Source organism: uncultured Traorella sp. (genome assembly GCF_944327115.1).
GTDB lineage: Bacteria > Bacillota_I > Bacilli_A > Erysipelotrichales > Erysipelotrichaceae > Traorella.
In genome coordinates, this window is record NZ_CALVGS010000129.1 from 1 (window position 1) to 20283 (window position 20283).

19 protein-coding genes and 1 tRNA gene are annotated in these 20283 nt (G+C 38.5%); 4 read left to right on the top strand and 16 right to left on the bottom strand.

Going from position 1 to position 20283, the window contains the following annotated elements:
- Nucleotides 1–214: 214 nt before the first annotated feature.
- The 5 genes from Q0K35_RS10905 to Q0K35_RS10925 form a co-directional block, all read right to left on the bottom strand.
- The gene (locus Q0K35_RS10905) at nt 215–1156 is read right to left on the bottom strand and encodes a GTP-binding protein (protein ID WP_294562892.1); all 942 of its coding nucleotides are present in this window, start codon (nt 1154–1156) and stop codon (nt 215–217) included.
- Between the two features lies 1 nt (nt 1157).
- Nucleotides 1158–2213, bottom strand: coding sequence for a GTP-binding protein (locus Q0K35_RS10910; RefSeq protein ID WP_294562893.1), 1056 nt, complete (start codon nt 2211–2213; stop codon nt 1158–1160).
- A gap of 1 nt (nt 2214) precedes the next feature.
- Nucleotides 2215–3306 (bottom strand): hypothetical protein, encoded by a 1092-nt coding sequence (locus Q0K35_RS10915; protein WP_294562894.1) that lies wholly within the window; start codon nt 3304–3306, stop codon nt 2215–2217.
- A gap of 110 nt (nt 3307–3416) precedes the next feature.
- Entirely contained in the window at nt 3417–3602 is a 186-nt protein-coding gene (locus tag Q0K35_RS10920; protein WP_294562895.1) for a hypothetical protein, read from the bottom strand.
- Entirely contained in the window at nt 3599–4591 is a 993-nt protein-coding gene (locus Q0K35_RS10925; protein ID WP_294562896.1) for a hypothetical protein, read from the bottom strand. Before Q0K35_RS10925 ends, Q0K35_RS10920 begins: the two co-directional genes overlap by 4 nt.
- A gap of 118 nt (nt 4592–4709) precedes the next feature.
- Here Q0K35_RS10925 and Q0K35_RS10930 point away from each other — a divergent pair, with 118 nt between their 5' ends.
- The 3 genes from Q0K35_RS10930 (at nt 4710) to Q0K35_RS10940 (ending at nt 8865) form a co-directional block, all read left to right on the top strand.
- A complete protein-coding gene (locus tag Q0K35_RS10930; protein ID WP_294562897.1) occupies nt 4710–6365 on the top strand; it encodes a GNAT family N-acetyltransferase in 1656 nt (551 codons plus the stop codon).
- 68 nt (nt 6366–6433) lie between these two features.
- Entirely contained in the window at nt 6434–6997 is a 564-nt protein-coding gene (locus Q0K35_RS10935; protein WP_294562898.1) for a LemA family protein, read from the top strand.
- A 20-nt stretch (nt 6998–7017) separates the two neighbouring features.
- A complete protein-coding gene (locus tag Q0K35_RS10940; RefSeq protein WP_294562899.1) occupies nt 7018–8865 on the top strand; it encodes a DUF2207 domain-containing protein in 1848 nt (615 codons plus the stop codon).
- Nucleotides 8866–8896: 31 nt separating this feature from the next.
- Here Q0K35_RS10940 and Q0K35_RS10945 read toward each other — a convergent pair whose 3' ends face one another.
- The 6 genes from Q0K35_RS10945 to Q0K35_RS10970 all read right to left on the bottom strand — a co-directional run bounded on the left by Q0K35_RS10945 (nt 8897) and on the right by Q0K35_RS10970 (nt 13973).
- Nucleotides 8897–9397, bottom strand: coding sequence for a GNAT family protein (locus tag Q0K35_RS10945; protein ID WP_294562900.1), 501 nt, complete (start codon nt 9395–9397; stop codon nt 8897–8899).
- Nucleotides 9376–10032 carry an HAD family phosphatase gene (locus tag Q0K35_RS10950; RefSeq protein ID WP_294562901.1) on the bottom strand — a complete coding sequence of 219 codons (657 nt, stop codon included), beginning with the start codon at nt 10030–10032 and terminating at the stop codon, nt 9376–9378. Before Q0K35_RS10950 ends, Q0K35_RS10945 begins: the two co-directional genes overlap by 22 nt.
- A gap of 39 nt (nt 10033–10071) precedes the next feature.
- A complete protein-coding gene (locus Q0K35_RS10955; RefSeq protein WP_294562902.1) occupies nt 10072–11382 on the bottom strand; it encodes a glucose-6-phosphate dehydrogenase in 1311 nt (436 codons plus the stop codon).
- A 62-nt stretch (nt 11383–11444) separates the two neighbouring features.
- On the bottom strand, nt 11445–11918 hold the full coding sequence (locus Q0K35_RS10960) for a nucleoside-diphosphate kinase (RefSeq protein ID WP_294562903.1): 474 nt from the start codon (nt 11916–11918) through the stop codon (nt 11445–11447).
- A gap of 65 nt (nt 11919–11983) precedes the next feature.
- Nucleotides 11984–13300 (bottom strand): ATP-binding protein, encoded by a 1317-nt coding sequence (locus Q0K35_RS10965; protein WP_294562904.1) that lies wholly within the window; start codon nt 13298–13300, stop codon nt 11984–11986.
- 1 nt (nt 13301) lies between these two features.
- Nucleotides 13302–13973, bottom strand: a complete 672-nt coding sequence (locus tag Q0K35_RS10970) for a response regulator transcription factor (RefSeq protein ID WP_294562905.1) — start codon at nt 13971–13973, stop codon at nt 13302–13304.
- Between the two features lie 164 nt (nt 13974–14137).
- On the opposite strand from Q0K35_RS10970, the gene Q0K35_RS10975 reads away from it, so the two are divergent.
- On the top strand, nt 14138–15007 hold the full coding sequence (locus Q0K35_RS10975; RefSeq protein ID WP_294562906.1) for a DMT family transporter: 870 nt from the start codon (nt 14138–14140) through the stop codon (nt 15005–15007).
- An 87-nt stretch (nt 15008–15094) separates the two neighbouring features.
- Here the strand turns inward: Q0K35_RS10975 and Q0K35_RS10980 are convergent, their stop codons facing one another.
- The 5 genes from Q0K35_RS10980 to Q0K35_RS11000 form a co-directional block, all read right to left on the bottom strand.
- Complete coding sequence (locus Q0K35_RS10980; RefSeq protein WP_294562907.1) at nt 15095–16525, bottom strand: YfcC family protein; 1431 nt, start codon at nt 16523–16525, stop codon at nt 15095–15097.
- Nucleotides 16526–16553: 28 nt separating this feature from the next.
- The gene (gene arcC / locus Q0K35_RS10985; protein ID WP_294562908.1) at nt 16554–17489 is read right to left on the bottom strand and encodes a carbamate kinase; all 936 of its coding nucleotides are present in this window, start codon (nt 17487–17489) and stop codon (nt 16554–16556) included.
- An 11-nt stretch (nt 17490–17500) separates the two neighbouring features.
- Nucleotides 17501–18493 carry an ornithine carbamoyltransferase gene (argF, locus tag Q0K35_RS10990; protein WP_294562909.1) on the bottom strand — a complete coding sequence of 331 codons (993 nt, stop codon included), beginning with the start codon at nt 18491–18493 and terminating at the stop codon, nt 17501–17503.
- A gap of 19 nt (nt 18494–18512) precedes the next feature.
- Entirely contained in the window at nt 18513–19739 is a 1227-nt protein-coding gene (arcA, locus tag Q0K35_RS10995; RefSeq protein WP_294562910.1) for an arginine deiminase, read from the bottom strand.
- Nucleotides 19740–20052: 313 nt separating this feature from the next.
- Nucleotides 20053–20129, bottom strand: a tRNA-Arg gene (locus tag Q0K35_RS11000).
- Nucleotides 20130–20283 lie beyond the last annotated feature (154 nt).

The following is a 20283-nucleotide window of genomic DNA, read 5'->3' on the forward strand; positions in this document are numbered from 1 at the left end:
CAAATACATCATCAAATACATCATCATCAAATAATCTAGGTAGTAACATAACTAACGCCTCCTTTGGAATATTTCATCTCTGTAATCTAGTATGTTCTTCCTGATTACACCTATGATTATAGTCAACGTTTTAGCACTGTCAAGTATTGACTGCTAATTTTTAAGACAAATATCCTGATCTGTCAAAAAAACAGAAGTTTCTAACCTCTGTTTTTTAACTAAAATAAACTAACTCTTCTTTTAATGGTGGAATTCGCTTATAAGAGATTTCTTCCAGCATAGGTACTTCACCATGATACTCTTCATCATAGACCACATGCATCTTGGCTTTCAACTGTAACCAGTCACCATCCACCATTTGTTCCGCATGTTTGCTTTTCACCATATACCCGATCAGCTGCGTATCTTCCGCGCAACAAACCATGGCATTACGTCCGATAACATAAATATCATCCGGATCTTCCCTGCGGCGCATCACCCTGCCCTGAATTACGACCGTCTTACCATCATATTTACGGGCATTGTCGAGAGCATCCATATACCATAAGCCATAATCATCATCATTGATTTCAATGACATCCGCACTAAGATCAAACGGCATCTCCTCATCAGTCATCGGTGATATCGTACCATCTTTCAATTCATAAATGATCTGAGCCCCTTTATTGATCGATTTTACATTCGTACGCAAATAGGCCTTCTTAGTATTTTCATCACAACGATTGAACACGATGACATCTGCCGGATTGATCACATTAAACATAAAGGTACGCATGTTATTGATATAGTTCGTAAAGGTAGAAGCATCGATCGTACTTAATATCTGAACGACGATCCAGTCCAATGGCAATTCAATATCTAAAAAATCATCAATATTCCACGTACCATTAAATTCTACCATGACACGATCCGGTGTATATTTATTATCCAGCTCACGAAGGATATCCGTATTCAATTGACTCAGATCGTCAAAATATTCAACATTCGTATATGTTTCCTTTAAAAACTTATCATCATATTCTTCAATACCTTCTTCAAACACCAAAAGTAATGTTTTCTCACCCTCATTAAATCCTTCATCTCTTAAAGTTGTCTGAATCAGCGTTGTCTTGCCGCTTTCCAAAAAGCCGCAAAAAATATATACAGGTATTGCCATCTTATCCTATCCTAAAGATCTCTTTGATCTTATCTTCATCAATGGTACTGCCAATTACAACGATCTTACCAATGGTCTGTACCTCACCCGGACGAATATCAATTTCATTTGGTACATAATCAAAGAACAGCCATCCTTCATTAGATTTCACCATTCCTTTAGCTCTCAAGATATTCTCATCCAACTGTGCGAGCATATCGTGAAGTTCTTCCTTCGTATAGCTATGCGCCGTATCATAAGCCACACTTACAAAATCATCATCTGCATGATGGTGTCCGTGATGATGGTGATGGTCATGTCCGCATCCACATTCATGGTCATCGTGATCATGGCAGCACTCATGATCATGCTCATCATGATCGTGACAGCAGCATTCATGATCCTCTTCATCGTGATGATGACCACAACATTCATGCTCTTCATCATGATGTCCGCAACAGCATTCATGTTCTTCCTCATGGTGATGTTTGTCATCAGCCTCATCCATGACCTCTAAGATCTGATGATCGCTCAGCTCATTCCAGTCACTGATGATACATTTCGCATCCGGATTAATTTCATGGATCATATGTACGACTTCTTCAACCTTTTCATCACTGACATCCTGCGTACGGCTCAAAATCACCGTTTTCGCATATTCGATCTGATTATCGAAAAATTCTTTAAAGTTTTTATGATACATCTTTGCTTTCTTCACATCCACGACACAAACCAATGCATTCACATGCAAATGTACGTCCTCAATGGCCTGAATAACATCACTCAGCTTACCGACACCGCTTGGTTCAATGATCAATCGTTCAGGAGCATATTCCTCTACGACCTTCAAAAGTGCCTCTCTAAAATCACCTACTAATGAACAGCAGATACAGCCGGAATTGATTTCCTTGATTTCAATACTCGCTTCCTTTAAAAAAGTTCCATCAATACCGACATCACCAAACTCATTTTCAATCAGTACGACCTTTTCATTCTTCAATTCACCTTCCAGCAGTTTCTTGATCAATGTAGTTTTTCCTGCTCCTAAAAAACCAGAAATAACATCTACCTTTGTCATCTTACATCTTCCTTTCTTCTAATAGATTTATAAATTCCTTCATATCCTCTACAATTCCTTCCGACGGATATGTCTTACAGGCATCATTAAAATACTTCAGATCCACCATTGCCTGCTCCTCATCCTTATTGACAAGAAGATCAATACCAAACTGATCCAACAAAGAAGAAATATCACTCTTTTCACGATTCATTCGCTTCTTCATTTTTGAATCCATATATTGATCCACATTGATATCATCACTTGTCAAAAGCTCGATCAATACCAGATCATACATCACTGAAGTACGATAAATTGTCGATATATCCTTCTGATAAAGATTTTCCAGACACTTCTTCGCCTCATCGTACTTTCTTAGTGCCACCAAACGTGCGCCCTTACTTGCTTCAATACAGGTATTTAAGGGATTTGTCAAATCGGCCCCCTCATACAACTCAAGAAGCTTCTCATCAATTTCCTTCCATCTTTTTCCATCAGAGAGCTCTTTCGCAAGCATCAGCTGCTGATAAATCGACTGTACAGACGCCTTTTCCTTCAGCAAACAGTAAATATTATACCCATCATTCGGTATATCGGCATCGAGCGGAATCAGATTCAACAAGCCCAGCAAAAGACCGATACCAACCATACAGAAACAGAAAATATGAAACAACATATCATGAAAAACAAGACCAAGGATCAAAAAGATCAAAGATACAAGAAGATTACAGATTCCTCCTCCTGCACAGTATAAGCAATACGCTTCAAGCTTTGAGCCTACCGGTTTCATAAGACACTGTCCGCCTGTTCCCGCTAACCGATATCGCTTAAATTTGATTTTATCCTGATCCTTCATCCACATATAAGAACCGATCCGGAAAGAGATAAACTCAAACCCGCTCAAAAGGCCAAACAAACAATGCCCTCCCTCATGAATGATGATCTGAAGCAGATAGGCAACCACGGCCATGATCAAAAAGTAGATCATGATATCAATTCCAAATCTTTCCAGTTCAAACATAGAAACAAGAAAGCCGCCTAAAAATAATCCTAAAAGGAGTCCTACCAGCAGCTGTACCAAAATGTTTTTGGTCTTCTTATTTATTTTCTTCATCGCTTTCCTCTCTTCCCATATGTCAACTATCAAAAATATCCTGTAAAATTCGCTTTCGCCTTATTATTATAATACAAAAGCAAAAGATTTTCACCTTTTGCCTCATTTTTCTATCGAACACTTTCTTTTTCAACAGCATTCATCTGAGCATCCTGCAAAGACTCCTCCTGCTGAACATGATTTTTTTGAAGATAGGCATTGATCTCCATAGAAAATGAAATAAAGATCGTAATGAGTAGTAAAACCAAAATAGCAGCCAATACACGAATATGCAAATCTGATTCGATTCTTTTCATAAATTACCTCCTAAAGAGCTAATAAATTTAGTCATAAAATCATGATAAATTTCATTCAGTTTTTCCTTGTCAATCGAATGATAAAATGTATCTGCTACAAAACCTCCAAAATCGTCATATCCATATAATATAGGATTCAGATCCATTATAACTTTTTCCTGATCCTCATAAATGATCCTGTCCTGCAACTCCTCGATCAACATACCTCCAGACAAATCTACGTATGTATCCTCACCCATCTTCTCCTTATCAAAAACTACAAGTGTCATCAACGACATATAACTTACTGCCACATCATTTTCAGGTATCAATGTCAGATAATACTGATAACCTTCACCAATATGATCAAGATTCATAGAAGAAGCATCCAGGAATCCTGTACCATTGAGAATATGTTTCCCTACATTTACTTCCGCAAAAACCGGATCTGTGTCATCACTGCCAATCGCCCTTCTTTCTAAAGTAATACCTTGAAAAATCTCTTCATCAATGTTTTCTGAAAATAATTGTTCATTATTCATCTGATGTGATGTTTTCGAATAAACCTGATTTTCAACCTTCACATCAAACATCCGGCCTTCCTTTTCTACCCTGAAATAAAACTTGTGATTCTTCAGCTCTTCACTTAAGAACCATGCATCTTCTTTACTGATATTTACCACCGTCGCTACGGATTGAGGATGGCTCATCCCACATTCCGTACGCACCATTTCTTCATTGATCGGATATTTGCCGACATCGCCTTTTCCCGTCTTTGAATACTTCAGGCTCATCTCATCAATAACATTGAAGATCTCCTCATTTTGAATCGGATATTTCTCAGATACTTCATAAAATAAAGAAATGTGATACATATCATTGTCAAAAGACACGATATAAGTACATAACTTTCCTACTTCACTGCTTGTAGGCGGCGTTACTTCTTTTTCTTCAGGCTGACATCCCATTAATATCAGCCCTGCCATGATGCATGATATCAATTTTTTCATATTTTTTCCCTTTCCTTTTATTAAAAATATTATACAAAATAAATGCTTAAAAATAAATAACTTTTTTTCATTTGCATATTTCTTGCATTATTTATGAGTTGGATTATAATGTTGGAGTATGAAAAAATTAAACAAAGAGGATCTTCCTAAATTAAAAGTATTTTCAAGAAAAGCTCAATACAATGAATATAATTCAAATGTCGTGACCATGGTCATGTGGGATCACGTATATGAGATATTCTATGAATTATATGAAAACTTTGCCCTTATTTTAGTTAATTACCATCACCGTTTCGGATGGCTGATGCCCCTGTGCGAAGAGAAATATCTCACAGAGGCTTTTTTGGAGATGGACAGATACTCTCGCCAATACCATATTCCTTATGAAATTCATGGCATGAATCAAAAGCTCAAAGATTATTGTGAAAGTCATGACCTTCATTTTGTCTATCACAATGATATTGACGCACAGGATTACGTTTATGATATTGAAATGCAGCGATCGCTTGTAGGAAAAAAGATGCAGAAAAGACGTAATCATTTCAATGCCTTCATGAAAGAATATAAAGATCGTTTTGTCTATCAGCCTTTACGAAAAGAAGATCAAGGGATCATCTTTGATTTTCTTGAAGAATGGAAAAATAACCATGCCGATCCCGAAGCTATCGAAAAAGAAATGAAAGGAATCAAAAGATTATTTGAATGGTATGATGAATGTGAGATCAAGGGCGGATGTATTTATATTGACAATGAGTTGAAAGCATTTTCCATATATAGCGAACTATCTGAAAATATGATCCAGATGCATGTGGAAAAGGCCGATCATACGATACGGGGCTTATATGTCGCCATTTTGAAATATACCTTGATGCATTGTGATCCTAAATATATCTATCTCAACCGTGAGGATGATTTAGGTTTAGAGTCATTGCGGAAAGCCAAAAGTGATCTGCACCCCATCTATAAGATCAAAAAATATCTGGCTTATCAGGGAGAAACAAAAATCATTCATGCTGATGAGGAGCATGTTGCCCAGATCAGAAAGCTATGGAAGGAATCCTTTCCTGATGAAGATGAAAAAAGCACTGAATTTTATTTTACCCATCTTTATCATCCGGAAAATACGTGGCTTGTTGTTCATGCATTTAAGGTTTTATGCATGCTTCAGATGAGAGAGATGACGATCTTTAAGGATGGTCATATCCAAAATACTGCTTTGATCGTGGGTGTTGCTACTGATCCTTATTATCAGGGGTGCGGTTATATGAGGATGCTCATGAATCATGTATTAGATGAATCAACATTTCCTTTTTTACTTATTCAGGCTTATAACTGGGAACTGTATAAACCGTTTGGCTTTGAAGAGGCCTATCTGCATTTCTTTTCCCATTTTGTCAGACAGGGTGAGGCCAATGGGGAATTATGTTATGACAGCATTCATCTGTTAAAGCTTTATGAACAATTTACTAAAAATAAAGATGGCTGGCGGATTCGTAATATAGATTATTATGAAAACTATCTGATTCCATATAAAAGCATGGATAGTGAAATCTATGCCAATGATCAGGCTTATATCATCGTGAATAAAGAACATTCGCTAGTCAGTGAATGTATCTATACGGATAAAGAGGCTTTGATTTCACTTTTAAATCGTTTTGAAGAAATTGATGTATGCGCGGATATTGCTTTTGGCGCGTATGAACTTCGTAACAGCATGATGGTACGAGGCAGTTTTGAACGCAATGAAAAACTATTTATTTCAGAAAATCTGTAAATGACAATATTGTTACGTAAACCTAAGAATTCTATGATATACTTTGATTACCAAAAGGAGGACCATATATGAATTGGAATTGGGTTTTAATTATTGTCATTGCAGTGATCGCATTGATCGTTATCTGGGCAATCGTGTCTTATAACGGATTTGTTTCTCTTAGAAATAGAGTTGAAGAGGCTTTTTCAACCATGGATGTTTATCTGAAAAAGCGTTATGATTTAATTCCGAATTTAGTGGAAACTGTAAAAGGTTATGCCAAGCATGAATCCGAAACGCTGGCAACCGTTATTGAAGCCCGTAATCACGCTGTAAATGCGAAAAGCGTCGATGAGAAGATCGCCGCTGAGAAAGAGCTGGCACAGTCCATGTTCAACTTAAATGCTGTTGCGGAACAGTATCCTGATTTGAAGGCAAATACGAATTTCTTGTCTTTGCAGAATGATTTAAATCAGATGGAAGGTGAGATTGCGAATTCCCGTAAGTATTACAATGCATTGGTACGTGATTTCAACATCAGATGTGAGAGTGTTCCTAGCAACATCATCGCTTCACTTTTCCATTTTGAAAGAGCACCGTTGTTTGAAGTGGACACTGAAGAAGAACGTCAGAACGTGAAAGTTTCTTTTTAGAAATATATAAAGGGGACACTATGAGATATTTGAAAAAAGTATTTGTCCTTCTGCTCTGCCTGTTTGTATTCGCTTCACCGCTTCATGTTCAAGCTCAGGAGAATTTCAACATTGACAATTACAGTGTTGAAATACAAGTGAATGAAGACGGAAGTCTGAATGTTCATGAAAAGATCGATATGACATTTACGGATTATGTTCATGGTTTTTATCGTAATATTCCGATCAAATATAACATGAACTGGGGTGATATGGGTAAGAAAACCTATTATTTCCCTGTATATGATATTGAGGTCTTAAATGATCCTTATGAAGTAGATTCTGAAAGTGATGGTGTACAGATCAAGATCGGTGATCCGGATGAATATGTCTATGGACCAAAGACCTATGATATCCGCTACACCATCCAGACAAGAGATCTGGGCATTGATCAGGATTATTTCTATTATAATCTGATTGGTTTTTTTGACTGTCAGATCCAACATGTTGATTTCAGTATCACTTTTCCTGAACCTGTGGATGCATCTACCCTTGATATTCCGGAACATGAAAATGTAGTAACTGAGATGCAGGGAAATGTGATTCGTGGTGAAACTCTTTCACCACTCTACAACTATCAATCCCTGACAATTTATCTGGAACTGGGTAAAAACTATTTTGATTTTGTTCCGATTGCGGATCATACAAATATGGCGATGATCGTATGTGCTGTTATTTTAGTCGTATGTATCTTGCTTTATCTGAAATTTGGCAGAAAGACAAAACCACTTGTTACCGTTGAATTTAATGCTCCTAAGGGTCTTAGCAGTGCAGGTGTCGGTTATGTCATTGACGGTGAGGTCAATACGGAAGATGTATTATCTTTGATCATTGATTTTGCTAACCGGGGTTATATTACGATTTATGATGGTGAAGAAGATACATCCATCAAAAAGATAAAGGATATCGATCCTGCCTGTGCCGGATATGAGCGAACCTTCTTCAATGCTCTTTTCAAAGAAGGCGAAGAGGTCAGCTTAAAGGAGCTTCAGGAGCGACATTTTGGTGATCAGATACGGAGCACAAAGGAAATGATCTTTAATTATTTTCATCTAAAGGAAAATAAGATTTATTCAAACGGTTCACTAACGATCCAAATCGTTATGACGATACTGGCCGGATTGGCATTAGGCTTGCTTACATCGACGACCTATTATCATCAAACAGGAATGATCGATCTGGCAATCCTACCGCTCATTATCCTATGGCCACTGCTAAGTGCATCCATGATCTTTTGGAGCATCTTATCAAGAAAAAGACACGTCTATTCTAACGCAAAGACTATGCTGATAAGCACTCTTGCCTGTGTCATTCATCTGATTCTTCTGCTTGTTTCGCTTATTTTCTTAAAAGAAAATATAGCTGCCTTCATCTTTGTGACTGCATATACTATCGCAATGGCTTATATGATCGCAACAAGTGGAAAGCGCAGTGCCATCGGCAATCGCTGGCTGGGACAGATCCTGGGTTTAAAGGATTTCATCATGGAAGCGGAACAGGACCGTTTAGAAATGCTGGCAGAAGAATATCCGTCTTATTTCTATCACATCCTTCCTTATGCCTATGTGCTGGGAATCAGCGATGTATGGTCAAAGAAATTTGAATCGATCAATATTCCTTCTCCAGTCTGGTATTCTTCTTATGATGCCTCAACCTTTACCACTGTCCTGTGGATGTCACATTTCCATGCGACCATGCATTCTTTTGATTCTCTCGCATCTGCTATTACTCCTCCATCATCTTCCAGCGGAGGCTTTGGTGGCGGAGGCTTTAGCGGAGGCGGTTTCTCAGGCGGAGGCTTCGGCGGAGGCGGAGGCGGAAGCTGGTAACAAAAACATCAGGTCAACACCTGATGTTTTTTCATTTTATCCATTCTTCTTTCAACAAGGAAAACAACTGATCATCATAAATGATTCCACCATATCCTTGAACCGCATGACGCAAAGTTCCTTCATGAGTAAATCCAAGTTTTTTCAATAAGGATACCGATGCATCATTACCAACAAAAACACGTGCACCGACAATCTCAATACCCTGTTCAAATAAATACGAAAGCATTGATTTTAAAGCTTCGCTCATATAACCATGCTTTGCTTCCTTCTCATCAAGATAATATGAGATACATGCAGATGTCACACCATAGCGCAGCATATCCTTTTCAATACCGATAAAGCCGATGATCTTATGATCTTTTTTTCTTTCTAAGACAAAATTATCACTGATTTCTTTGAAAAGCTGTTCTTCATCACATATTTCCATCGCATTATACTTCAATACAAAGGCGCTGTTTCTTATTCCAAGGAAATCATGGATATCTTCCTGTTTTCCATTGCGCAAGATCAATCTTTCTGTTTCCAGCATAATAAATCCCTCAGCTCATCAAAATCACGAATGATTCCCTTTACTTCATATGGGAAACTGTCTTTAGAAGAAATGACATAGATCTCTGAAATTCCTGCTCTTTTAGCGGCTGTCACTCCTGCCGGTGAATCTTCGATCACCATGACATCTTGAGGATCAACCCCTAGCTTTTCACATGCCAGCCGATAGATCGCAGGGTCCGGCTTTCCCGGCAGATAACCGTCATCATAAACGACTTTATCATAATCAAACCATCGATCTAAATGAAATACCTTAAAATAAAAATCTACATTGCTCTTATTAGCACCTGTCGCAATCGTAAAAGGAATCTTTTTTTCTTTGAGGATATCAAAAAAGCCGGTTGCCCCTTTGACAAGTGAAATATCCATCGTTGAACATATATCACGATAGCGTTGTTCTTTTTCTTCAGAAATGCGATGAATCTCATTTAAATCATCGATATGAAAGATATCTGCGATGATCGCATTGTTATCTCTGCCAAAAATTCGTTTCAAAAATTCTTCAGTCGTAAATTCAATATTTAGTTTTTCTTTGATATATTTTCTCCATACATCAATATGGATATCAGTATCATTAAAAAGAGTTCCATTAAAATCAAATAATACAGCTTTCATTTCATCACCAAATTTAGTTTAAAGCATTTTTTATGATTGTCAATAATTATGTGGAATTTCCACCCATTCTGTCAATGAATATGGAATTGAGTGATCATAGATAAAAGGTTTCGGCTTTTGAATACTTTCTATTAACGAAGAGCTGAATAAGATTTGTTCGAAAGAAGAAAAATATTCTCTTTGATGATGAAAGACCTCTTCAAATAAACGTTCATAGGCTTCCGGTGTATTGATACGATTGATTTCTACACAGCTCTGGCAAAAATCCATCTGAACGGTTTCAATCTGATCCTTCGCCCCCGGCTTTTTTATATTAAATTGCAGATAGACTCCTTCTGTTGGCTGAATTTTGATTTCCAAAAGATTAGAAGGACTTCCTTCCAACGCCTTAAATTTCACGATCACAACAATTTCTCTTTTCTTTAGTTTCTTACCGGTACGAATATAAATCGGTACATCTTTCCATCTTTCATTATCGATAAAGCATTGCAGCTCTGCATAAGTTTCCGTATTCGAATGCTCATCAACATCCTTTTCATTACGATATCCTGAATATTGACCGAGAAGGATTTGATTGATTCGAAGCTTCTTTAATATCTGCATTTGAGCTTCATGCTGATTCTCGCTCTCTTCCATCGTCAGAATGGTCAGTATCTGAAGAAGATGATTCTGTACCATATCCTTCAAGGCTCCACTGGCATCATAATAAGCACCACGGTTTAATATACCGTCTGCTTCCAATGCAGATATTTGGATGCTGTCGATCATTTCGTGATTCCAGCTATTCTTAAAAAGCGCATTTTTAAAACGTATCGTTTTGATGTTCTGGATCATTTCTTTTCCAAGATAATGATCGATATAATACACATGATCTTTTGGGAATAACTGCATGAGCTTATGATTGATGTCGATCATGTCCGCTGTATTGATTCCAAAAGGTTTCTCGATGACCACATTATTTCTTTCTATTTGATCAAGTCGTTTAAATCCTTCGATCACGGAATGAAAAAAACGTGGACTTAATGCCAGATAAAAAGTCTGAGCCTCAATTTGATTTTCATGATAAAAACCATTCAGTTTTACATAATCATCAGCCTCTGTCAGATTCATCTGATAATAGACGATATGTTCAGAAAATTCATTGAAAATATCCTCATCAAAAGAAAGACGTGCATATTCACAAATCTTTGGCCGGATCATGTCAATAAATTGATGATGACTCAAATTTCTTCTCCCGATTGCAATTATTTTAAAATCAGCATCCTTTTTTAATGAATATAAATTATATAAGGCAGGAAACAGCTTACGCAAGCTTAAATCTCCCGTACTTCCAAAAATAGTTAGTGTCATAATTTACCTCTGACTCTAGTATATGTTTTCCAAATGAAAACTGCCAGTAATATGACTGAAGCTTAAAGATAGTCTTTCCAAAGTTCTAATTCTTTATTTGCATTCTGACGGGAATCTGAAGCATGGATACAGTTCTTGATCAATCTGTTTTCCTTTTCAGCCAATTCCATCGAATCCTTTGAAAACAAAGCTCGAATCGTATCAGGTTCAGCTTTTTGCGGATTTGTGGCTCCAATCAGCTTACGTGTATCTTCAATCAGTTCTGAATCACTGCTGATGCACATGACATTGATCTTATGAGGTCCATGAAAGTAATAACTATTAAACAATTTCCCGACAAAATTAAAATCAGCACCAAGCTTATCAATAGCCTCTTTATAATGCATGAGAAAAACTTGCATGACCTTCATATCTATGATCACTTCTTTCTGACTGTCGATATGATAACCATGATCCTTAAGCATCGTTTGAATATCATCCGCTATATGCCATTCATAACATTCCGGTTTTAAAATCATTAAGGTCTTATATTTCATAGTTTCATCTTACATGAGTTTGAGCTGTTTGTCGAGCATTATATAAAGAAATGAGGAATCAATCCTCATTCTGTTTTCTTGAAATGTACTACGATTTCCGTACCCTTGCCTTCTTCACTGTCAATGGATAATGTAGCCTTATGATTTAAGACGATGTGCTTCACGATCGCAAGTCCTAAGCCTGTGCCGCCTGTTGCCTTTGAACGGCTTTTATCTACTCGATAGAAACGCTCAAAAATTCTGTCATGATACCGTTTAGGAATACCGATACCATTATCCTTTACACTTAAATAACTTCCCTGATCATCATGATCAACCGTAATATCGACACGTCCCTCCGGTTTATTATAACGAATTGCATTATCAACAAGATTTGAAATCAGCTCCACCATTCTTTCTTCACTGGCATTGATGATTTCACTTTGTCCATGCAGATAAACGGATACCTGATATTTTTTAGCGCTCACTTCAAGTGATGGCAGAGCATCCTTTGCGATTTCATATAAATCGACCTTGTCATAAAATTCAGTGCCTTCACTATCCAATTCTGAAAGCCTGATAATATCATTGATCGTCGTTAACAATCTGGCACTGCTTTTATGAATCTCATGAGCAAAATGCTTCACATCGCTCTCACTTGCCATACCTGTTTCAATAAGTTCTGAATAACCGCTGATACTGGTAAGCGGCGTTTTTAATTCATGGGTCACATTCGCAGTAAAATCCTGTCGCATCTTTGACTGGCGAATGATATTTTCATGCTGCTGCTGGATCGTATTAACAAAAGGCACAAGTTCTTTATATATTTTCACATCCTGCATATGATCGATATTGCTTGCCAATTCGTTGATCGGCTCCATGATAGAATGTGTCAGCATCCTTGAAATGACTACCGCTAAGATCATGATGCAAACCACCAAGCCTAAGATCAACGGCAGGGTTTCAAAAAAGATACTGGAAACAGAGCTTACTTCCCGTGAAACACGAAGAACCCTTCCATCATCCAAGCGCATCGCATAATAATATTCCGTCGTATCACTAAAGGTAGAAGAATTACGAATCATCATTGATTCGCCATTTTTTCTTGCTTCCATTACTTCCGGACGATCATTATGATTTTCCATCTCTTCAACATCCGCTTCACTATCAATGCTGACCGTACCATCCGCTTCAATCAAAGTAATCCGAATATCTTCTTCATCTGCGATTTCCTCGGCTTTCTCCCATCCTTGAGTTTCTAAGAGGACCTGACCGAAGGTCTTGAGATCATAACCGATCTGATCCTGAAACCGTTTATAGAAAACACCCATCGTCAGCAAAAGACTGGCAATGATAGAAACAGCCGCTATCAGAAAAAACTGTCGATGTATTTTATTCTCCATATTACTCCAACATATATCCTACATTACGGACGGTTTTGATATAACTTCCGGCACCCTTGAGCTTCTGGCGCAAGGTTTTGATATGCATATCCAAGGTTCTTGATTCACCTTCAAAATCAGTTCCCCAGACTTTTTCCATCAGTTTTTCTCTTGTCAATACGATACCACTGTTGATCAACAACAGCTTTAAAAGCTCATATTCCTTAAACGTCAGCTCGATTGCTTCATCATTCACATAAACACTTCTTTTTTCATCATCCATCAGAATCTCACGCAAAGATAAAACCTTTTCATTTTCTGAATAACTGCTCCTTCTTAAAAGAGCCTTTACTCTTGATATCAGCTCCATGACACCAAAAGGCTTTGTCAGATAATCATCGGCTCCCATATCCAATCCCTTGACCACATCGATCTCACTGGTCTTGGCACTGATCAAAAGTACAGGTACATTCTTAGTATCTGCTTTTTTGCGAAGCCGCTGGACAATGGAAAGACCGTCCTCATCCGGAAGCATGATATCTAAAATAATCAGATTCGGCACTTTTTCATCCAGCTTCTTATAAAAATCTTTCGCACACTCAAAATCAACAACGGTATATCCGCTGTTTTTTAATGCAAATGTTTCGATTTCACGAATATTCAGATCATCTTCTACAATATATATAGTCGCCATATCAACATCCTCTTTTTTATTTTACCACGATTTTACATGATTAGTGTAACAAAAACAAGTAAAATAAGGAAGTATTCAGATGTAAATAATATGTAAAGTTATATATATTTGCCTATTTTTTTATAAATATGATAATATTAATGCATTGTGTTGGAGGAATTTATATGAACAGAAAAAGCTGCTCATTGATACTTTTGACATTAACTGCCATTATTTGGGGATTTGCCTTTGTCGCCCAGCGTGTCGGTGGTAATTCCACAGGATCGCTGACATATAATGCCATTCGCTTTGCATTAGGCTCTTTTTCATTGATTCCGGTCATGCTGATCTTTGAAAAAAAGGCTGATGACAGACAAAAAATATATCATACCCGTTATGCCGGTATGCTTTGTGGTTTTCTTTTGTTTGCCGCCAGTACCTTCCAGCAATACGGTGTCATGTTGACAGATTATGCCGGAAAAGCAGGATTCATCACGGATTTCTATATCATCCTTGTTCCTCTGTTTGGTATCTTTCTACATAAGAAAACGACACGCAGCGCATGGCTGGGAGCCGGTTTAGCTCTTGTGGGCTTTTATTTTCTATGCATGCAAGGTTCCTTCTCCATCAACATCGGTGATGCTTTGATCTTTATCTGTGCGATATTTTTCGCCTTCCATATTTTAGCTGTCGATCATTATGCTTCTTCTGTTTATGCCATACGTTTTTCCTTTTATCAATATTTAACCTGTACCCTATTCAGTGCCATTGGCATGATCCTGTTTGAACGTATTCCTTTGGAAAATATCATGGAAGCAGCAATTCCTATCTTATATGGTGGTATTTTATCTGTTGGGGCAGGATATACCTTGCAGACGCTTGGACAAATCGGGGTCGACTCGACAACAGCAGCCATTATTCTAAGCTGTGAATCGGTGTTCTGTGCTTTAGGCAGCGCCTTGCTTCTTCATGAAGTCATGACATTGCAGAGCTATATTGGCTGTGCCTTAGTATTCGCCGGTATCTTATTGGCCCAAATGCCCACAAAAAAATAGGATGATAATCAACCCTTACATCAAAAATGAGCCCTGACAGGGGCTCATTTAAATAGGGGGATTATTCATGTCATATAACAATTATTTTTATAAGATTACCATAGCTATCGTTAAGATCACACAACTGACAACAGCTATCGTAAGAATGATCTTTGCGGAAAATTTAAGCCATGTGGAATATTCAATCTTTGCGATCTCAAAACCACCCATGATCGCTCCGCAAGTCGGTGTAAATAAATTCACCAATCCGTTTCCGGCAACAAATATCATGATCATGACTTCCGGTGAGAACCCTAACTCAGCAGCAAGAGGTCCCATGATCGGCATGCTGGCCGTTGCCAGTCCGCTTGATGAAGGAATCAAAAATGAAAGCAGACAATATAACAGATAGGATAATGGAGCAAAAATACCGGCACTCATGCCCTGTAAGGCATTGGCAGCATTTAATAAGATCCAATACTGCAGACCTGTACCTCCTTCATCGACCGGAGCCATCAGGATACTGATACCACGTGCCAAAGCAATGATCAATACAACGCTCATCATATCACCGGCACCTGCAATAAATGATTTCACAAAATTCTTTTCTGATAATTTTCCTGCAAAGCCAATAATGATCGACATAATCAGAAACCATGTCGTTGCTTCCGCAAAATACCATGTACCGATATCAGAACCTGTCAAATGATTGGTCCATCCTTCAAAGAAGTTCACACCTAAATCACCCCAAGGAATAAAAGCAACGATCATAATTACAAATGTCAGGGCAAATAAGACAAGAACAAGCTTCTGATTTTTTGTCAAGGTATCATCCGCAATGAACTCTTTATCCATAAAGCTTTCTTTCATGCTTTCCTGTTCCTGTAAAGAAAGTATCGTTGATCCCTTATCAGCCTTCACCTTTTTCGCATAACGCATCACAAAGAATACTGAAATCGCATAAGAGCTGAGCCATAAGATAATTCCTAATATAATGATGATACCGTTATTGATAGAAACACCGTTGTCAACAAGCGAGCTCGTCGCTGCCCCTACTGCAAACGGGTTGACCGTAGATCCTAAAACACCGCTTCCTGCACCCAGCAGAACCACCGATGCACCAACCAGGGAATCAAAGCCGGCGGCCACCATCGTTGCTGCCAAAAGCAGATAGAACGGCGTCGTTTCTTCCAGCATTCCATAGGTTGTACCACCGACAGAAAAGAGAAACATCAGTATAGGAATCAATTTCAATTCATTACCATGGAGCTTCTTGACCAGCGTTTTAATTCCTGAATCCAATGCTCCCGTGCTCGATATGATTCCCAAGAATCCACCTAATACCAAAACAAATATACAAACATCGATCGCATTGACAAATCCATTAAACGGTGCCATTGCTACCATCGAAAGAGTTGCTCCCTGAATCGGAGCCTTCTCACTGCCGGGAACAAACCAGGTAATGATTGCGACTGCGATCAACAAAAGCAATAAAATACTAAAGGATGATAACGATGTACGACTCTTTTTTTCAATCATGTCTTTTTCCCTCCTTTAAAAAAGTACACTATGCCTTAATTATCGTTCCGGTTTTACCTTTAAGTGCCAATTTGGCTTTTTTCAAAGAAGTGATCAGAGCTGTTCCATCCGGTGTATGTGATACATAATCTAAACAAGCTTCTACTTTTGGAAGCATGCTTCCCGGAGCAAAATGTCCTTCGGCAATAAAGCGTCTTGCCTCTTCAACACTCATCTCTGAAATTTCTTTCTGATTCGGCTGGTTAAAGTGAATGCACACACGATCAACAGCCGTTAATATCACAAGCATATCGGCATGAATATCTAAGGCCAGTCTGGCACTTGAACGATCTTTATCAATCACCGCAGCCACCCCGGCATAGCCATCCTCCGTTTCAATGACCGGAATACCGCCACCGCCAACTGTAATCACGATATCATTGGCATCAACCAATTGTTCTACCACCTTTAATTCCACGATCTTACAAGGCTTTGGTGAAGGAACCACTCGACGATACCCACGACCGGCATCTTCTACAAACGTATAACCTTTCTCCTTTTCGATTCTTTCAGCGTCCTCTTTATTGTAGAAAGAACCGACAGGTTTTGTAGGTTTTTGAAATGCCTCGTCATTTTCATCTACAACTACCTGTGTAATGATGCTTACACACTGCTTTTCAATCTGACGGGACTGAAGCTTTCTTTGGATTGCCTGTTGAAGATGATAACCGATATATCCCTGACTCATGGCTCCACATTCAGGAAACGGCATCAATGGCGTATGACCGCCGTTATTGGCACTATATTCCATTGCCAGATTGATCATGCCAACCTGCGGCCCATTTCCATGACCTACGATGACCTCATAACCTTCTTCCACCAGATCAACGATCGTAGAAGCTGTTTCCTTAACAAGCTCCAGCTGTTCCTCAGGTGTATTTCCTAAAGCATTGCCTCCCAATGCTATGACAAGTCTTTTAGCCATACTCACTCCTATTATTTCAAAGTTGCATACATAACCGCTTTGATCGTATGCATTCTGTTTTCAGCTTCATCAAAGACTTTAGAAGCACGGGATTCAAATACCTCATCACACACTTCCATTTCCTTTAAACCAAACTTTTCATAAATTTCTTTGCCGATCGTTGTCTTCAGATCATGGAATGAAGGCAGACAGTGCATGAAGATGGCATTCTCAGCAGCATTGGCCATCACTTCTTTATTCACCTGATAAGGTGACAGCAATTTAATTCTTTCTTCCCATACGCTGTCCGGTTCTCCCATCGAAACCCAGATATCCGTATAAATTACATGTGCACCTTTTGTTGCCTGCCCAACATCCTCAGTCAATGTGATCGTACACTCATTCTCAGCTGCGATCTTCTTGCAGGTTTCAACCAGCTTTTCACTTGGCATCTGCTTCTTTGGTCCGCATGCCGTAAAGTTAATGCCCATCTTTGCACAAGCAACCATCAAAGAATTACCCACATTGTTTCCGGCATCGCCCATGAAGACAAAATTCAAACCTTTCAGATAGCCGAAATTTTCTTCGATGGTCAGTAAATCAGCCAGCATCTGTGTCGGATGAAATTCATTGGTCAATCCATTCCAAACCGGTACCCCTGCATAAGCAGCCAATTCTTCTACGATTGACTGATCAAAGCCACGGTATTCGATACCATCATACATTCTTCCTAATACACGGGCCGTATCTTCAATGCTTTCCTTCTTTCCCATTTGACTTGAACCCGGATCCAGATAAGTAACCCCCATACCCAGATCTCTGCCGGCAACTTCAAATGAACAACGTGTTCTCGTAGATGTCTTTTCAAATAACAACACGATATTTTTTCCTTCCAAATAACGATGCGGAGTGTGCGTCAGCTTCAGACGTTTTAGCTCTTTTGACAGATCCAGCAGATAACGGATTTCTTCAGTTGTGAAATCCAATAATTTTAAAAAGTTTCTTCCACTTAAATTTTTCGGCATATTTTTTTCCTCTTCTTTCTTAATCTTCTCGCCATAACGGCATGGACATACATCTAGGTCCGCCACGTCCTCTTGACAGCTCGGCACTTGGGATCGTCAGCACTTTCAGACCATGCTTCTCCAACAATGCGTTCGTTACATCATTTCTTTCATAAACAATGATTACTCCGGGTGCAATACATAAGGTATTGGAGCCGTCGTTCCACTGCTCACGTTCTGCAGCGATCCGATCCTCTCCGCCACACTTGATCAGTGTCACATTTTCAATTCCGAGCACATCCTCAAGAATATGCTCCAACGTATCTTCTATTTTATGTACCTTCACTTCTTCAACACTATCACCGGCTGTGATCTCATAAACTTCCAGCGGTCCTAAAATTCCCGGATGAACGGTAAACTTATCTACATCAATTTGTGTAAATACGGTATCTAAATGCATAAAAGCTCTCGAATTTGGAATATTGAAGGCCAATATTTTTTTGATCGTTGATTTAGGATTATTGAAGATATTCTTAGCCAGACTATCAATGGCATCAGGCTCTGTTCGCTGTGATATACCGATAGCCAGCGTATCTTCTGTAAGATTCAAAATATCTCCACCCTCAATATGGAAGTCATCATAGCGATCATACCATTTTTCAACGATGCCCTTATAATCCGGATGATAATTAAAAATATATTCAGCATAGATCGTTTCCCTGTTGCGAGTTACCGAGTACATCCGGTTTAAAGCAATGCCATGACCGATAGAAGCAAACGGATCTCTCGTAAAATATAAATTGGGCATCGGTGCCAACACCATCTTGCTTTCTTCACTGACAAGATCCACCAGAGAATTTTCAATATTACGTTTCAGCTCATTCACATTGATTCCTTCCATCGTTTTTAAAACCAATGTTTTATTATCTTTGATCTGATCCAGATAATCATAGATGATCCGCTGATACTTATTCGTTCGGATGCCACCCTCAACGATGAATTGTTTCAGAAATTTTTTACGAATGGCAGGATCCAGATCCAACACCTCAGCCATCAGATCTTCCAGATAGACGACCTCTACATCATTTGCTCGCAACAGCCTAGCAAATGCATCATGCTCTTCCTGCGCAACCTTCAAGAACGGAATATCATCAAACAGCAATTCCTGAAGCGTATCCGGTGTAAGGTTCAACAATTCTCGACCGGGCCTATGAAGAAGCACTTTTTTGAGTGGTTTGATCTCACTTTTCACATTAATACCTTTCATAAATTTACCTCTCTCCTTTTCAGTATTTTTCCTATTTTCTCACAGGAATAAAGGGAATTGTGTCAAACTTTAAGTGCAAGCGCTTACACATTAACAAAAAAATATAAAGAATCTGACAGATTCAAACTTTCTTCTCCCTTTCTGTACCTTCATTTTACACATTTTTTCATAGAAATGTAGGACAATTGCTCGTAATTTCATTGTATAATCTTACAAATTTATCTATCTCACTTACTTTTTTACGATACCTGCTCACATAGTAAAAATAAAAAAGGCTTTCCTCATCATCAAGGAAAGCCTGTATAAACAGAAATGGCGTCCACGGAGGGACTCGAACCCCCGACCGTACGCTTAGAAGGCGTATGCTCTATCCAGCTGAGCTACGTGGACATTGATTGCTAATCTATATTATCACTAATATGAAAAAAAGGCAATTCTTTTTTCACCTTTTTATTGATTCATGACCATTTTCGACTTGTAAAAATGGCAGGTTATGTTATCATGAAACCGGTGATGACAATGAATTTAAGTTTTAAGATCAATC

Excerpts from the sequence above, each read along its gene's own strand:
- Q0K35_RS10905 (WP_294562892.1), bottom strand. The coding sequence starts at position 1,156 with ATGGCAATACCTGTATATATTTTTTGCGGCTTTTTGGAAAGCGGCAAG.
- Q0K35_RS10910 (WP_294562893.1), bottom strand. The coding sequence starts at position 2,213 with ATGACAAAGGTAGATGTTATTTCTGGTTTTTTAGGAGCAGGAAAAACT.
- Q0K35_RS10915 (WP_294562894.1), bottom strand. The coding sequence starts at position 3,306 with ATGAAGAAAATAAATAAGAAGACCAAAAACATTTTGGTACAGCTGCTG.
- Q0K35_RS10920 (WP_294562895.1), bottom strand. The coding sequence starts at position 3,602 with ATGAAAAGAATCGAATCAGATTTGCATATTCGTGTATTGGCTGCTATT.
- Q0K35_RS10925 (WP_294562896.1), bottom strand. The coding sequence starts at position 4,591 with ATGAAAAAATTGATATCATGCATCATGGCAGGGCTGATATTAATGGGA.
- Q0K35_RS10930 (WP_294562897.1), top strand. The coding sequence starts at position 4,710 with ATGAAAAAATTAAACAAAGAGGATCTTCCTAAATTAAAAGTATTTTCA.
- Q0K35_RS10935 (WP_294562898.1), top strand. The coding sequence starts at position 6,434 with ATGAATTGGAATTGGGTTTTAATTATTGTCATTGCAGTGATCGCATTG.
- Q0K35_RS10940 (WP_294562899.1), top strand. The coding sequence starts at position 7,018 with ATGAGATATTTGAAAAAAGTATTTGTCCTTCTGCTCTGCCTGTTTGTA.
- Q0K35_RS10945 (WP_294562900.1), bottom strand. The coding sequence starts at position 9,397 with ATGCTGGAAACAGAAAGATTGATCTTGCGCAATGGAAAACAGGAAGAT.
- Q0K35_RS10950 (WP_294562901.1), bottom strand. The coding sequence starts at position 10,032 with ATGAAAGCTGTATTATTTGATTTTAATGGAACTCTTTTTAATGATACT.
- Q0K35_RS10955 (WP_294562902.1), bottom strand. The coding sequence starts at position 11,382 with ATGACACTAACTATTTTTGGAAGTACGGGAGATTTAAGCTTGCGTAAG.
- Q0K35_RS10960 (WP_294562903.1), bottom strand. The coding sequence starts at position 11,918 with ATGAAATATAAGACCTTAATGATTTTAAAACCGGAATGTTATGAATGG.
- Q0K35_RS10965 (WP_294562904.1), bottom strand. The coding sequence starts at position 13,300 with ATGGAGAATAAAATACATCGACAGTTTTTTCTGATAGCGGCTGTTTCT.
- Q0K35_RS10970 (WP_294562905.1), bottom strand. The coding sequence starts at position 13,973 with ATGGCGACTATATATATTGTAGAAGATGATCTGAATATTCGTGAAATC.
- Q0K35_RS10975 (WP_294562906.1), top strand. The coding sequence starts at position 14,138 with ATGAACAGAAAAAGCTGCTCATTGATACTTTTGACATTAACTGCCATT.
- Q0K35_RS10980 (WP_294562907.1), bottom strand. The coding sequence starts at position 16,525 with ATGATTGAAAAAAAGAGTCGTACATCGTTATCATCCTTTAGTATTTTA.
- arcC (WP_294562908.1), bottom strand. The coding sequence starts at position 17,489 with ATGGCTAAAAGACTTGTCATAGCATTGGGAGGCAATGCTTTAGGAAAT.
- argF (WP_294562909.1), bottom strand. The coding sequence starts at position 18,493 with ATGCCGAAAAATTTAAGTGGAAGAAACTTTTTAAAATTATTGGATTTC.
- arcA (WP_294562910.1), bottom strand. The coding sequence starts at position 19,739 with ATGAAAGGTATTAATGTGAAAAGTGAGATCAAACCACTCAAAAAAGTG.